The 14040-nt window shown below is 38.0% G+C and carries 16 protein-coding genes; 2 read left to right on the forward strand and 14 right to left on the reverse strand.

The genetic code is table 11. From position 1 onward, the window contains the following. Positions 1–339: 339 nt before the first annotated feature. The 13 genes from ABDZ53_RS03810 to ABDZ53_RS03870 all read right to left on the reverse strand — a co-directional run bounded on the left by ABDZ53_RS03810 (position 340) and on the right by ABDZ53_RS03870 (position 11104). The gene (locus ABDZ53_RS03810) at positions 340–1020 is read right to left on the reverse strand and encodes a lipid II flippase MurJ (RefSeq protein ID WP_343754178.1); all 681 of its coding nucleotides are present in this window, start codon (positions 1018–1020) and stop codon (positions 340–342) included. Continuing rightward, positions 1017–1187, reverse strand: coding sequence for a PglD-related sugar-binding protein (locus ABDZ53_RS03815; RefSeq protein ID WP_343754149.1), 171 nt, complete (start codon positions 1185–1187; stop codon positions 1017–1019). The genes ABDZ53_RS03810 and ABDZ53_RS03815 overlap by 4 nt, the downstream gene beginning before the upstream one ends. Before the next feature lie 416 nt (positions 1188–1603). After that, the gene (locus tag ABDZ53_RS03820; protein ID WP_343754151.1) at positions 1604–2653 is read right to left on the reverse strand and encodes a PTS transporter subunit EIIC; all 1050 of its coding nucleotides are present in this window, start codon (positions 2651–2653) and stop codon (positions 1604–1606) included. 100 nt (positions 2654–2753) lie between these two features. Beyond that, positions 2754–3023, reverse strand: a complete 270-nt coding sequence (locus ABDZ53_RS03825; RefSeq protein ID WP_343754153.1) for a barstar family protein — start codon at positions 3021–3023, stop codon at positions 2754–2756. A gap of 1 nt (position 3024) precedes the next feature. Beyond that, positions 3025–3462 (reverse strand): ribonuclease domain-containing protein, encoded by a 438-nt coding sequence (locus ABDZ53_RS03830; protein ID WP_343754156.1) that lies wholly within the window; start codon positions 3460–3462, stop codon positions 3025–3027. A gap of 197 nt (positions 3463–3659) precedes the next feature. Continuing rightward, on the reverse strand, positions 3660–4871 hold the full coding sequence (locus ABDZ53_RS03835) for a phosphopentomutase (protein ID WP_343754158.1): 1212 nt from the start codon (positions 4869–4871) through the stop codon (positions 3660–3662). Continuing rightward, complete coding sequence (locus tag ABDZ53_RS03840) at positions 4864–6033, reverse strand: YhfX family PLP-dependent enzyme (protein ID WP_343754160.1); 1170 nt, start codon at positions 6031–6033, stop codon at positions 4864–4866. The genes ABDZ53_RS03835 and ABDZ53_RS03840 overlap by 8 nt, the downstream gene beginning before the upstream one ends. A 15-nt stretch (positions 6034–6048) precedes the next feature. Beyond that, complete coding sequence (locus ABDZ53_RS03845; protein ID WP_343754162.1) at positions 6049–6399, reverse strand: PRD domain-containing protein; 351 nt, start codon at positions 6397–6399, stop codon at positions 6049–6051. A gap of 15 nt (positions 6400–6414) precedes the next feature. Further along, positions 6415–7347 (reverse strand): GntR family transcriptional regulator YhfZ, encoded by a 933-nt coding sequence (gene yhfZ, locus ABDZ53_RS03850; RefSeq protein WP_343754164.1) that lies wholly within the window; start codon positions 7345–7347, stop codon positions 6415–6417. After that, positions 7328–8452: an aminotransferase class V-fold PLP-dependent enzyme gene (locus tag ABDZ53_RS03855; protein WP_343754166.1), complete on the reverse strand. Its 1125-nt coding sequence runs from the start codon at positions 8450–8452 to the stop codon at positions 7328–7330. Before ABDZ53_RS03855 ends, yhfZ begins: the two co-directional genes overlap by 20 nt. A gap of 12 nt (positions 8453–8464) precedes the next feature. Then, positions 8465–9337, reverse strand: coding sequence for a phosphotriesterase family protein (locus ABDZ53_RS03860; RefSeq protein ID WP_343754168.1), 873 nt, complete (start codon positions 9335–9337; stop codon positions 8465–8467). A gap of 71 nt (positions 9338–9408) precedes the next feature. Continuing rightward, positions 9409–10713, reverse strand: a complete 1305-nt coding sequence (locus ABDZ53_RS03865) for a YhfT family protein (RefSeq protein ID WP_343754170.1) — start codon at positions 10711–10713, stop codon at positions 9409–9411. 22 nt (positions 10714–10735) lie between these two features. After that, entirely contained in the window at positions 10736–11104 is a 369-nt protein-coding gene (locus ABDZ53_RS03870; RefSeq protein WP_343754172.1) for a DUF2620 domain-containing protein, read from the reverse strand. 233 nt (positions 11105–11337) lie between these two features. Here ABDZ53_RS03870 and ABDZ53_RS03875 point away from each other — a divergent pair, with 233 nt between their 5' ends. After that, positions 11338–12357 (forward strand): hypothetical protein, encoded by a 1020-nt coding sequence (locus ABDZ53_RS03875; RefSeq protein ID WP_343754174.1) that lies wholly within the window; start codon positions 11338–11340, stop codon positions 12355–12357. A gap of 146 nt (positions 12358–12503) precedes the next feature. Beyond that, positions 12504–13307: a MurR/RpiR family transcriptional regulator gene (locus ABDZ53_RS03880; RefSeq protein WP_343754176.1), complete on the forward strand. Its 804-nt coding sequence runs from the start codon at positions 12504–12506 to the stop codon at positions 13305–13307. 41 nt (positions 13308–13348) lie between these two features. Here ABDZ53_RS03880 and ABDZ53_RS03885 read toward each other — a convergent pair whose 3' ends face one another. Continuing rightward, positions 13349–13984, reverse strand: coding sequence for an N-acetylmannosamine-6-phosphate 2-epimerase (locus ABDZ53_RS03885; protein WP_343754180.1), 636 nt, complete (start codon positions 13982–13984; stop codon positions 13349–13351). Between the last annotated feature and the right edge of the window lie 56 nt (positions 13985–14040).

A 14040-nucleotide genomic window follows, 5' to 3' on the forward strand; every position in this document is an offset into this window, starting at 1 on the left:
CTCTTCGGACATTTCTCATTATAGAGGTGTCCGATTTTTATTTGTAGGTGCTCAGCTATTCATCGCTTACAATATAAACTTAATCATGCGTTTGGGTTACGACTAATCTCACTTTGTTTTTAATTTCCAATATCAGAACATGTAGTTCTTTCAATTTCATTAAATAAAGCATAGACAAGTAGGTTGTACACCCGATAAATACAGCCATTAATAATCCCATTGTAGAGTTAATATGAGCTGATAAATACTGATAGCTCTCTCTAGCTATGATACCCATTACTGATGATGCTGCACATATTTTAAGTAATGAGGTAGAAAAATAGAGCAAACCAAAGGGTCCTATTTTTTTCTAAGGATAATGAACATAAGCATGGCTGCTACAGTTGTCGATAGACTCGTCCCTAAGGCCAAACCACGTATCCCAAACAGGGGGAACAATACAACGTTAAGCATTATATTCATAATCACACCTATCCCAGCATTAATAGCTGTCGTGCGGGCATCTTTAAAAGCATAAAATGGTCTCGATAATATTTCTCTCATCCCCATCCCTATCATTCCGATTGAATAGAAAAAGAGGACAGAAGAAGTCATTTGAATCGCATCTTGATTAAATGCTCCCCTGCCGAACAAAAGGTCGACAATTGGCCTGACTAACACCATGATTCCAATGGTACAGGGCACTACTAACATACACACTCCGAGCATTGAATCTAAAATAGTCTCTTTCAATCGTAATATGTTTTTTTCGTTTATCATTCTAGTCATTAAGGGATAAGCAGCTGTAGCGATGGATATGACTACTATTCCTTGAACAAAGCCAATGAGTCTCTGAGCATAATTCAATGCTGAAATGCCTCCAGCTATATCCTCAGTTACAAATATTCTATCTACAATCGCATTAATATCATTGAGAGCTACACCTAAAATAATTGGGATAGACAAAAGCAAAGCCATTTTTAATTTTGATACATCTACCTTTTTATTTACTTTCAATTTAAACCCTTTTCGTCTAATTATCTTGGCGCATCATCAGTTTGCCCAACGACTTCAAATCCTAAACAAGATGTAACAGTCGCATCATCACTTAAATAAACAATGTCATCCCATTGTTTCATTTTAAGTGCAATTTCACCGCATACTTTTCCATGACCTTTTGCGCCAATAATGATTAGTTTGTTTCCCATTTAGACTCCTCCCTTCACTAATCCCATTTGAAACAATCTTATTCTTATTTATATTCTATCTGCATATATAATCTAAAAACTTAAAAAGGTTAAATCAGTTTAAGCAGTATTTTTTTGCCGATCGGGATCCATCATCGATGACTATCATGTCGAAGGTATTATATTTTTGATTGAGGAAAGAAGCGATGCATTAAGGAAAATATAAGATGGTAGACGAAAGGATGGTTTGGAAAATGCGGTGATCATTGCTAGGATAGCAATAAAGAAGAGACTTACTTTTGAGGTAAAAATGCTTGAAGCGATTTCAACTACATTGTATAGATAAAGAATTAGTTTGTAAAGCATTTTTATGAGAAAATTTTAATTCAAATAAAAATAGCAAGAAAAGAAGGACGCGTTCTTTTCTTGCCTCTATTTTATATTTTCTTATTTCCTGCTTTTAAAAGGAGAGCTGTCACTAAAAAGGAAACCAGAGCAGATGCCGTAATACCCAAGAGAATACCTAAGAAACCGCCTCTTGGTGTAAGGGCTAAGAACGAGAAAATTGACCCCGGTAAGGGGCCAGCCACAAGTCCAGCATCTAATAAACTAAACGTAAATATTCCAGTCATGCCTCCCGCTATCATCCCTATAATCGTTAACGGTTTGGTGTAGACATAAGGGAAATACAGCTCATGAATCCCTCCAAAAAAGTGAATAATAATGGCTCCCGGTGCTGTTTTACGCGACACTTTATCTCCAAAGAATGTAAAAGCTAATAGCAAACCTAAACCTGGTCCCGGATTCGAGGCTACCGTAAAGTAAAGAGACTTTCCTACATCTAAGGTCTCTTGCATCCCTAGAGGAAAGTATATCCCTTGGTCGATAACATTATTTAAAAACAACACTTTAGCCGGTTCATTGATTACGGCTAAGAGCGGTAGCAGACCCGTTGATACGAGTGCTGTAATCCCCATGGTCATTAAATTGTTAATTAAAACAATAACTGGACCAATAAGATAATAAGACAACACAATCAATATAAAGCCTAATATACCTAGTGAAAAATTTTGAATAACCAGTTCGAATCCTTCTGGTATTTTATTTTCCATTCGTTCATCAAACCACTTTATCACCCAGCCTCCTAAAGGTCCCATAATCATAGCGCCAAGAAACATGGGAATATCCGACCCGACAATTAAGCCAATAGCTCCAATGGCCCCGATTACCGCTCCACGTTCTCCTGCGACCATCTTCCCACCCGTATGCGCTAACAATAAAGGGAGTAAATATTTAATAGCCGGATCGATAATCGTCGCTAATTGTTCATTAGGCAACCACCCTGAAGGAATGACTAATGCGGTTAACAATCCCCAGGCTATAAAAGCCCCTATATTAGGTAAAACCATGCCACTCAAGAAATCCCCAAAGACTTGCAGTTTTTCTCTAAAATGGCTTGTCTTCTTTAGTTTAGCTTCACTTTCCAATGTATTCATCCTCTTCTATCGTTTTACTCTTATCTATTGTAGCACATTCTTTTTCTTAATCGGTCAAAAAAAAGCGATAGAGTCTTCCCTATCGCTTAAACTACTTAATTTCAATAGTCAGTGAATCATTTTCCAGTGATGCTTCTTGTAACGTGTTGAGCAGGGTTTCTCCATACCTGTCCAAATGCGAAAGCACGTCTTCTGAGTGACTCAACTGGATTGTTATCTCTTCATCCCAGGTCGATAAGATATCATACAAGGCATCCAGATTATGCCCATAATATTCAACTATCCCTAGTTTTTCCTGTAGATACTGATGGATAGAGTCTTTGTCAGTCATGTCTCGCCCGTCTAACTGTATAATTCGCATGCTAGTCCTCCCCGTACAGTAGCGTAAAACTGTCATAGTGATCATCGGTATAATAAATCAAGCCATCGTTTGAATATACGAGTCGTTCAGCCCCCCGATAACCCCCTTCATAATTTACATCTGCTTCAAAATACTGTCGGCCTGATTCTTCAGGTAACAGCCCTTCGCGGTTCCCAAATCGGTCTCCACCTATTAAGTATTCGTCCGTCACTTCCCATAAGTTCCCTTCACTCGCTACCCATCCAAGTTCCCGTGCTTCCTCTTTGGTTACATAGTTATAAGGCAATTCACCATATGTGTCCAAGTAAAGAGCAACCTCCTCTTCAGACGAATAATACCCATCTGGATCTAGAGTGCTGTCCACTACAACTTCTGCCGGAAGACAAGCTGTTAGAAATAAGGCTAAAAGAATAAACACTGATAAAAATCGTTTTTTCATAAAATCCTCCTAACCATGATTATATATATCATAGCACAAAAATCAGATATTAATAATTAGAACCGATATTACTAAGCGATGTTTTCTTAACTTAAAGAATTAATTTCTATAATTCTTTTCAAAAAGTTGCTTACGATTAATAGTCTTTAGATGTGTTGACACAGAAAAGTCTGCACCTATATTAGTGCAGATTTTGATTACTGTATCAAATTTAAGAAGCTTTCTCCATTTGCTGGTTTTTTTACATCAAAGTAGTCACTTACTGTAGCTGCAATATCTGATAAGGTTTTTCTATTACCTATATGATTATTTTCAATTCCTTCAGAGTAAATTAACAAAGGAACTCGTTCGCGAGTATGCTGACTGTGGCCAATAGTAGGATCATTTCCATGATCGGCCATAATAATAAGTATGTCTTCTTTAGTCAGCTTCTCAATCAGTAGTCCGATATTTTTATCACTGACTTCTAAACGATCAGCATATCGTTCGACATCCTCCCCATGGCCCGCTAAGTCAGTCTCTTGAATATTTAGACATAGGAAACCATGTTCTATTTCATCTACTTGTTCAAGCAATCGGTCAAACAAAGTTTGAGAGTCCACTCCAGGATATAGTCTATCCGATTCCGTTTGTACAATATCAGCGACTTTTCCTACGAGGGCGACATCAATTCCATTAGAGTCTAAAATAGTCGGGACTTGTACATTGGGATTAATCCCATAACCTAAATGAATAACTTGATACCCCTCATCATAGACACCAGATTCTGGAGCATCCACTCCAGCATAGGTCCCATCAATTACTTTTCTTGCCTTAAGCAGGTTCGTTAAGTCCATGCCTTTACCGCCAAAAGTTATGACACGCGACACTTTGACAACCTCGCGCACTGTCTTCCCTATGGTTGTTAAATCTTCAAATGATATGAAATCCAAAGCACCAGAGACATTGTAAACCTGACCTAAATCCGTTTCTAAATTATCTCCGACTGTCACACAATCATTAACCACCAAAATATTTGGTTCATCTTCGGCTCCAACTTTCTCAACAGTATAGCCATTATCTTCTAAATGGCTCTTCACCTGATCAATGGACTCACTAAAAGGAGCATTATAGGGAATTGGAGGGATGGTTCCCATAATTTCTTGATGGCCTAAAAAAGAGTCCGCGCCCTGGTGAGATAAGTCTGATGTCCCCCAGTTAGCTGTTTCTGAAAAAGTAAACCTTCCCCACTCTTCTCCGACTGCATTCATTAAGCCCAGTTTCAGTAAGTGAGGAATATTTATACTAGGATAGTTTTGGATGATATGCAGTGCTGTGTTACTTCCAATATCCTGTTTCCTTACTTCTGGTACATCCTCCATAGCTCCTACAGCAAAGCTATCGAGGACTATTACTATAAATCTACCCATATGTCATCCCTTCTACTTTGTTTCCTTGACTATCATAAACGCCTAGTAACTTTGGCTCTCCTTTACTTAACCCTTCGACTACTGCTACATGAGAACGCGTGACAAATACTTGTGTTCTGAAAGCCATAATTGCTGTTGCCCCTACTACCTGCTTGTTTTCTATTTCTAAATGGTAATCTATGTTATCACTCGGAAAGTCTTTTACTTTACTCTCCATAATAGAATCACCCGTATCAATTAATACATTTTCTAAATGCCCTCTAGGATAATAGCCTCCCCCATAAATAAAGGCACTATCAGGACCGTTATGGGACACTTCACTCACATAAACGTAAGCTGGCTTTTCCTCCAGTTCAAACTCTGCATGCATGGGAGAGGTTCCGGTTAAGGCATGACCAGGCTCCCCTTGTGTCCCACCTATTTCTTTAATTAATGGTAACGTCCGTACGGTATTAGCTGAGGGAACATTTAGTTCTAATATACTTAAGCCATTTTTTTCTAGAAGTTCTTTTGCTTTATTTAAAGTACTGGCATTAGGAGTTAATTCAAAGTCCTTTTTTTCTTTGTCATATAGAATACATGGAAAAGAGGTCACGCCGATTAAGTTGCACCCACTAAGTTTTTTAAATTCATCTATATAATCGTTTAATTCCTCAATTAAAAAGCCTCCATATTGGCCTGGATAAATAGCATCCTCTTTCCCAATCACCCTGAGCAAAATGTTTTGCTTAATTCCTAAATCCAGAGCCACTTCATTTATTTTTCTTAACTTTTCTATTGAATAAACAGTGATATAAGTTGCTCCATAACTCATGACTTTCTTCAAAAAGTGATCTGGTATTTGTACTAAGTGCCCTACATTTCCCAAAGGAATATTATTATCCATCATAACTTTTGCTTCTTTATAATCTACAACGACAGGTGACTTCATACCTGACTTGATTAATTCTTTTGCAACTAATGGATTACGTCCAATTTGTTTTAGCATAAAAAAGAGTTCAATACCCATTTCATCCGCTTTACTGGTTAATTTACTTGCATTTTCTTTTATCCTATCCAAATCCAATACATAGGTATCTGGTAGTATCGAGCCATTTTGATGAAGAAAAACAGAATAATCAATTAATTCAGGGTTCCTTTTCTTTACCATCTCCAAAAACATTGTATCGTCTCCTATCTAGTCAGTTTGCAATAAAGTTACTAAGTGAAGGTGGAAATAGCCGTCTTCATTAGTAGCAAAATCAGTTGGAGCGATCTCTTTTAACTCATTCCATATATTTACTGCTTCATCATAATAGTCGCTTTCCTTAATTTCTTTTAGTACGGACTCATCGACCGAATCGACTACTTCATCAGATCCTTGACGAGTAGTTGCCATTGCCAAGTGAGTGATTAAGGCATCTACCTCATCTGTGTCCTGTATAACTCCTTTTTGCATTAATCGATTTAAAACCTTATGTGAATAATGAAAAGCTTCTTCGCTTATCACTTTACTCTCTTTTAAAATATCTAATTTTTCTTCTATCATGATTATTTCCCCTTTTTAAAATCGTGGTGTCATTTCTCCGGTTTTCACTTTCTCTTGAATGGTATGCATGCGCTCAACCGAAAGATGATTTTTGCATAAAGACTGGACTAAAGAATTGTTGTTAGAACAAACTAATACTGCTTCACTTGTGTCCTGGTGGAACTTTTTCTTTGGTATGTCCACATAATGTAAGTCCGTCCATCCTTTTTCAACAACTTCATCATAGTTCCAAATACCTGCATCGATTTCTTTCTTGCGAATCGCATAAATCAATTGATTGGCCGGATAATCAACCAGTTCTACATTTTTATTTTTTACTAATTCCTTAGTCATTAAGAAGTGATCAAGAGAATCTTTATCTATCCCAATCTTCATCCCCTCTTCAATGTGGTTTTTATCGTCTTCTGCAAATATTAAAATATGCTTGGTTAAATAAGTAGAGTGGTCAAAGGATAAAACAATCGAGATATTCCGACCGTTCTGGATTTCCTGTTCAGCTGCAAAGCGTGAAACAACGGCAAAATCATAAGTCCCTTTTTCAGTGGCCTCTATTCTTTCTTTTGATCCTCGAATATAAGCAAGATTTAATTTAATGTCTTCTTCTTTAAGCATTAAATACAAGCCAGTAGCCAGTCCCTCATATAATTTTGAATACGGCAGAGGCATCGTACCGACCATTTGCTCAGCATTGGCAAATCGCTGTAACTTTTTGTGGTCAATACTCATAATAAACGTTCCTAAATGCCCTCTGCTTCTTGTAGCAATGGCTTTTTCATTTTTTAAAAAAGTCAATGCGTTCTGAACCGTCCCTCTAGATAAGTGATACTTAGCTTGTAGTTCTGTCATAATTGGCATACGATCATTTTCCTTCAGCAGATACAGTTCTGAAGCAATTTTCTCAATCGCAATGCCTTTCTTTTTATAAAAATCATTCACTATATTTTTCATTCCTACTATTTGATTTTACTTGTTCGAGAGCTTCCTTAAGAATTCTCAAGACTGTTTCAGGACCTGATCGCATCGGATTCACCCGAATCATGCGGTCAGGCAGGGTCGAGTCATATTGCATAAAGGTATTGGAAACACGGTAAAACATCGGGGTTAATTCATATTTTGATTCTGCTCCAACGGGATGAGGTGCTGCTCCCAATTTTTCTGCTTTTGTTAAAACATGTTTTGCAATATTTTCATTAAATTCAATTAATATAACTTTAGATTGAGCGTTGGCTATAAAGGCTTCTTTCACTCCATCCACTTCACCAGCATTCAATCGGTCACAGACTTCCTGACTAGTTTGAGCTGAAATAGCTAAAGCGACAGGTGCATAAGCTAAGCCTCTTAGCACATCAATTGCCTCATGACCTTGCACTTGTAGTCCCCCTGAATAGCTGTCTTCTCTAAGCGAGTCAATGTACTTGGTGGAACCAACTAGACAGCCTATTCCTTCAGGACCGAGCAATTTGAATAAAGAAAAAGTGGAAAGGCTACTTCCCATTTCTACACCAATTTCAGGAATTTTCATTACTGCATAATTATCGTCTGTGATAACAGGTAAGTTAGGTAGAGCCTTATTTAATATTTGTATAACTTCTTTGGCATCATATGAATCAGACGGCTGTTGACGCGTTAACTGAACCAGAGCACCATCCACTTTGTTTTCCTCTAAAACTGAATTCAGATTCTTCACATTATTAAAATCTGCTTTTATGACTTTAATATTAAACATATTCAATGTGACTTGGGTGGTCGGATAGATAGGTGCATCATGGACGAGTAGCGTATGATTCGGTTTAATAGCACTATAGATCGCGTATCTTAACGCAGTGGTGCCGGCTCCTCGGACCAATAATGCGTCTTCTGCTCCAAAGAAATCAGCCAGCACATGCTCTACTTTCTGCGTTGTTCTTGGCCTATTTAAACCAGGTACAACACCTAGATCTCCTCTTGTTAATATATCACTGCCATTGAAATACTTAGTTATGCTGTCTACTAGTTTAAATTGTTTTTGAGTAGCCTCTTCTAAACTAATGCTCGTAAGTGGCCAAGTTTTCATACTATCCCTCTTCTATTTAAAAAATCGTTTTGGATTATTTACTAACATGTTTTGGATAAATGTTTCAGATACCCCATTCTCTTTCATCATAGGAACAAAAATATCGAGCAAATAGTCGTAGCCCATCCCATTGAAAGCTTTTAGATGTGAGCGACGTGTGATATCCATCGATAAGAAAACTTTTTCTACATACCCTTCTGATTCGATACGCTTAAGCATCTCGACTCTGGTCTTATCGGGCATATAGTTTTCCTTACCTACTGTATCAAACTCTACATAAACCCCTTCTCGCAATAAAGACAGAACATACTCTGCGTCACCTGTTAAGTCCACATGTCCAATGACTACTTTTTTCAAATCAACGCCATGTGACTTAAAAAATGCCACTTGTTCTCTTCCATAGGTGCCGAGTGTGGCATGAGTCGTTATCGGTACGCCTGTTTTCTTATGAGCTATGACAGCTGCTTCAAACACTTTCTTTTCTTTTTCAGTCATTTCATTTTTACTTGTTCCAATTTCTCCAATTAACTGGGCTTTGACACCAGAATCATCTAAACCCACTGTAATATCTTCAACCATCACGTCTGCTAACTCATCCACTGATTTGCTTTCGATATAGTCGGGCAAAAATTTATCCTGATACCAGCCAGTAGATTGGACGATGTTTATCCCCGTCGCTTCTGCTACTTTTTTAACGTAAGAAGGGTTTCTTTTCATGCCTCTGACGGTAACGTCTATTATATTTCGGACTCCTTTGTCATAAAGGTTTTTGAATTCTTCAATAGTTTCTTCAAACGTATTTAAATTAGTGTCTTCTGTTTTTTTGAGTGAAGACAGGTCGATTGTGGTGTGCTCGTGTGCATAAGTGATGCCATCGACTAACATATACTGACTCCTTCTTTCCTAATTGTATGAGTTAGAGGCTCGGAAAGAACTTCCAAGCCTCAATAGTTTATTTAACCTGCAGGAGTCCATAAGCTTAAGACATATAAAATATTTACGATGATACCTAGTGCAATAGCTGCAACAGGTCCAACGGCCATATCAACCAATGGTTTCTTAGCCGTTTTATTAAGCAGGTAAACACCGATGACCCAGAAGAATCCAATTCCTGGAGCGATTTGTTCACTTGCTAAGGCTCCTCCAACCAGTAGGGCAACTTCCAGTACTCTGGACATCGCTGTACGAATATGATCGCCCATCTCTCTTACACCAGGGAATTTATCTAAGCCAGTTGCTGCTCCTCTTAGCAAAGTGATTTCCAGGAACATTACTAGCGCACCTAGAAGGAAAGCTACTATGGGATTACCTTGAAGCAAAATACCTACCGTAAAGACAAAGGTTGCACCAGCAGGACTATATACACCTGTAACAATTGCTGTTGAGAATACTAGGGGAATAAAGCCGATCCCTCTCGCAAAGGCTGCTAAAGCTGCTTCGCCGAACTGTCCGCCTTCCATTAAACTTAAGGAAATAGGGTCACCCGCAATTAAGGTTAAGCTGGTTGCAGCGGCAACTAGGCCACCTGTAAGCGATAGTAATATAGTATTTTTCTTAATCATTTTGACTCTTTCAGAAAAAATACTGACTAAGTCCTGATTGTCTGTCGTTTCATCGCCTTTAACTTTTATAGCGAAGAAAACCATGAATGCCATACCGACTAAGAGTGTCATACCTTCAGCGCTTAATGTAAGGGAAGCGCCCCCTGGTAGTGTAAAGGTACCAAACTCTCTAACTAAGAATAAGACCAAGACACTCAAGCCACCTGTTATAGCACCACGTTTAAAGCCATGTTGATAAGCTACAGCTACAGCAGGGAACACAGAGAAAGCTACAACAATTGGATTTCCGATCATACCCAAGTCATCTAAAAAGTTAACAGGAAGCAGCTCGAATATATCAACTATAAATTGCAGACCAAGTGTTAAGCCAACTCCCCATAAGGCACCGAGTACACCAGCAATAATCAAACCTATTCGCGTGCTTGGTGTCCAAGTACCGATAATATCTGTCATTAACAACACACTGTGAATTAGCAGAATGCTTGCACCAATAGAAATAGGAATACCAAAACCAACAACTAAACCGAAACTGATGGCAAAACTGGTAGCTGCTAACTCTTGCTTACTAATGGTCCCATCATGGTGATACTCTGGCATGATGGGTCTTAACCCATCATTAAATACGGCAATACCTTTGTTAGTAAGCATGGCTGCCATGGCACCCAATGCCCCAATAACTATTAATTGGACTATATCCATTTAAATTAACTCCTTTTATTTATTATTTTTCCTGATTCAATATTTCTTTGACTAATACGGGCACTATGGAATCTTTGTGTTGTGCTGTAAAACCGAATGCTTTTTTGCCAGACTGTACTTCTTTAATAATTTCTTCATCTGACTTGATGTTTCCTGGTGCAGAGACAGAAGCTGTGTTTTGACGGCCAAGTATCGCAATGGCCATAGCTAAGGCTCCGCCACCACCTGTATTACAAGCGCCGATATAATAATCTGCTTTCCCTTGTTTAATGGCATTTGCAGCAGCTAAGTCACTTTTAATTTCTACCTCGACCTGATCCCCGCCGATTTCTTCAATCATTTTTGCAATATCGGCTTTATCAATCTGTCCTCCAACAATAATTTTAACCATTTCAATCTCTCCTCTTTATTATCCTTCATTTCAATTTACAAATTATTGTAAATTGACTCAACACTTAAAACAGCTATGATTAGTAGTGTACTCACCCTTTCTATTATAATTTACATAAATATGTAAATTAGCTAAAAATAAAACCGCTTTCTTACGTACAGTCTAATACTCTTATTTTATTTTTTCAAGCTTTATTTTAAAATTAATTTAATAATTGAAAGGAATCGATAAAAATGAGTCCAGAATTCATTCGTGCTAAAGCAAAACAGTCTTTTATAGCTCTTAAAAATCCTTATTCATCAGTTTATAGAGTTTTTCCGGAGGCCATTGATAAGATAAAAAAAGAGCCTTTTTCGTACATCGGTGTTAAAAATCGACCGGAAATTCCAGTAGATTTTCTTAAAGACTTAGAAGAAACTGGCCACTATGCCCTTCACACTCTTGATGTAAGTAGTATCGGTGGTCGGGCCATAGACACAAATTTAGTGAATCCTATTAGTGGTCGTCCCATGACTGGATCATCCAGTGGAACAGCAATCAATGTATTACTTGGAATAAATGAAGTAGGAATTGGGACAGATGGCGGCGGGTCTGTTTTAGCTCCAGCAATGGCGCTCAATCTATTTAGCTTTATCTCTCCCTCTCTTTGCCAGTATCATACGGGGCAATTTGAAAAGCTATCTACGGATGGTCACACATTTACTCCTTCAATTGGCTTTATAACTCGCTCCTTAAAAGAGCTCACTCAAATCATTCGAAAGACTCTACCATTTAAGAAAGATAAAATTTCAAACTGTTCTATTATCACTTTTGTGGAAGATGAAAAGACACATACTTTACCAGTAAGGCAAATTCAAAATAAAAGTGTAGATATATATGACTCAAGAGAAGCTTTGATTTCTTTTGTAAAAGCCACTAATAATAAAGGTAATATTATACTAACTAAAGAAGGCCCTATTGATTTTGAGGGACTTGGAGATTCCGTTCTAGGTCATATGGGAAAAAAAGCCAAAGATTATCAACGCAAAGGCAATAAAGGTCTAATACGAGTAGCCAATATGGCAAATGCAGCTGCTTTAACAGTGCCAACTAGTGATTTTGCAACTGCATATGTCCTCATTGGAAAAGATACCCCTGAAGTTATCGAAAATATGCTCACCATTGCCCAACACCTGGCTGAGGATCCCGATTCTCTTTTAAGCAACTACTTTTCAAACTTTGATAACTATTTTACAGATGGATATGGATTATAAATAACCTTAGTTCCTTGTCAAGATGATGCTGCTTATTCCAAATGCTAAAGTTTTTCTTTATTTTTCACCGTCTAATAACTTATGCCTTTCTATGCTATAATTTAACTAAATAACTATCACGATGTCACTATTCAGGAGAGATATGTATGCAGGAGTTACGTTTATCCAATCGCATTGTTCAGAATGATGCCTTATTAACTGAAAAAGAAAAAACCATTGCTTCTTTTTTACTTGAACACCAATCAGAAATTAAAGACTATACCATTACTACCATATCGAAAAAAACAAATACTTCCAATGCAACGGTGTCTCGTTTAATGACGAAACTAGGTTATTCCAGCTTCGGAGAATTTAAAGCGATGGTCACTAGAGAGGAGTCTGTGGAAGAAGCCGAATCGGATACAGTAAGTAAACTGACTCAGTATTATAAGCAAATCATTGATTCCTCTCATGAGCTAATTGACTCCAAACAGTTAGCTACCTTTGTTCAAGCGATACAAGATGCGAGACAAGTCATGATTTGCGGGATAGGAAATTCAGGTTTGAGTGCGATGGAACTGAAATACCGCTTAACCCGTATGGGCATTTATGCGGATGCATTAACGGATCCTCACATGTCTTTAATGCGGACATCCCTATTAAATCAAACGGATATGCTCATTGTGTTGTCCCATACTGGGCAAACAAAAGCGGTCTTGGATACGTGTCAATTGGCTAAAGAAAAAGGCATTCCTATTTATGCTGTCACAACCAACAACCATACGCCTTTAACAGACTTAGCTGATGTGATTTTATTTGCTTCAAAAAATTCTATCATAAGAGATGAAAAATTCATCAATAGTCAATTGGTCACCCACTTTGTACTAGATATTATTTGTTATAAACTATTAGAAAATAAAACATTGCTTGAAAATCGTCGTCAGACAGTCGAATTAGTGTTAAATGATTAAAAAGCGTGACTCCTCCAATTGAGGAATCACGCTTTTCTCGTTTATTGAGCTTCTTTCATTTTGCTTGCGAATGTTTGAGTGATTAATTGAGGGCGGGTAATCGCACTTCCCACAACCACTGCATGAACACCCAATTCTAAGCATCGTTTCGCTTTTTCTGGAGTGCTGACATTTCCTTCCGCAATAACGGGGATACTGGCTTGTTCAACAATGGTCTTCAAACGAGCAAAGTCGTCGTCCGCAATGTCATCCCCTTTTGATTGTTCCGTGTAGCCCATTAGGGTTGTCGACACACAATCAAAACCTAATTCTTCAGCTTCTTTCGCTTCTTCAATCGTCGCTGTATCAGCCATTAATAAAAGAGTCGGATACTTTTCTCTAATCGCATGGACAAAGTCTTTTAACGTTTCTCCATTTGGTCTCGGTCTGACTGTCGCATCCAAAGCTATCATCTCACACCCTGATTCAGCTAATTCATCAACCTCTTTCATCGTAGCAGTGATGAAAACTTCTGAGTCTGCATAGTCTCTTTTTACAATTCCGATTACGGGTAAATCGACTGTTTTTTTAATTTCGATAATGTCTTCTTTGGAATTGGCACGAATACCAACGGCTCCGCCTTCTTTTGCAGCGGCAGCCATACGCCCCATAATATACGAACTGTTTGACACTCCCACAGCTAAAGCAGTGGGATTCTTAAGTGCTTTGTCGAACGCAGGCCATTTCTGTTTTG

Origin of the sequence: Alkalibacterium iburiense (assembly GCF_039521845.1) — a bacterium.
In the GTDB taxonomy this organism is placed as follows: Bacteria; Bacillota; Bacilli; order Lactobacillales; family Carnobacteriaceae_A; genus Alkalibacterium; species Alkalibacterium iburiense.

What these genes read in the sequence shown, in the direction of transcription:
- ABDZ53_RS03815 (WP_343754149.1), bottom strand. Translation starts at nt 1,187, where the DNA reads ATGGGAAACAAACTAATCATTATTGGCGCAAAAGGTCATGGAAAAGTA.
- ABDZ53_RS03825 (WP_343754153.1), bottom strand. Translation starts at nt 3,023, where the DNA reads ATGCGAATTATACAGTTAGACGGGCGAGACATGACTGACAAAGACTCT.
- ABDZ53_RS03830 (WP_343754156.1), bottom strand. Translation starts at nt 3,462, where the DNA reads ATGAAAAAACGATTTTTATCAGTGTTTATTCTTTTAGCCTTATTTCTA.
- ABDZ53_RS03835 (WP_343754158.1), bottom strand. Translation starts at nt 4,871, where the DNA reads ATGGGTAGATTTATAGTAATAGTCCTCGATAGCTTTGCTGTAGGAGCT.
- ABDZ53_RS03840 (WP_343754160.1), bottom strand. Translation starts at nt 6,033, where the DNA reads ATGTTTTTGGAGATGGTAAAGAAAAGGAACCCTGAATTAATTGATTAT.
- ABDZ53_RS03845 (WP_343754162.1), bottom strand. Translation starts at nt 6,399, where the DNA reads ATGATAGAAGAAAAATTAGATATTTTAAAAGAGAGTAAAGTGATAAGC.
- yhfZ (WP_343754164.1), bottom strand. Translation starts at nt 7,347, where the DNA reads ATGAAAAATATAGTGAATGATTTTTATAAAAAGAAAGGCATTGCGATT.
- ABDZ53_RS03855 (WP_343754166.1), bottom strand. Translation starts at nt 8,452, where the DNA reads ATGAAAACTTGGCCACTTACGAGCATTAGTTTAGAAGAGGCTACTCAA.
- ABDZ53_RS03860 (WP_343754168.1), bottom strand. Translation starts at nt 9,337, where the DNA reads ATGTTAGTCGATGGCATCACTTATGCACACGAGCACACCACAATCGAC.
- ABDZ53_RS03865 (WP_343754170.1), bottom strand. Translation starts at nt 10,713, where the DNA reads ATGGATATAGTCCAATTAATAGTTATTGGGGCATTGGGTGCCATGGCA.
- ABDZ53_RS03870 (WP_343754172.1), bottom strand. Translation starts at nt 11,104, where the DNA reads ATGGTTAAAATTATTGTTGGAGGACAGATTGATAAAGCCGATATTGCA.
- ABDZ53_RS03875 (WP_343754174.1), top strand. Translation starts at nt 11,338, where the DNA reads ATGAGTCCAGAATTCATTCGTGCTAAAGCAAAACAGTCTTTTATAGCT.
- ABDZ53_RS03880 (WP_343754176.1), top strand. Translation starts at nt 12,504, where the DNA reads ATGCAGGAGTTACGTTTATCCAATCGCATTGTTCAGAATGATGCCTTA.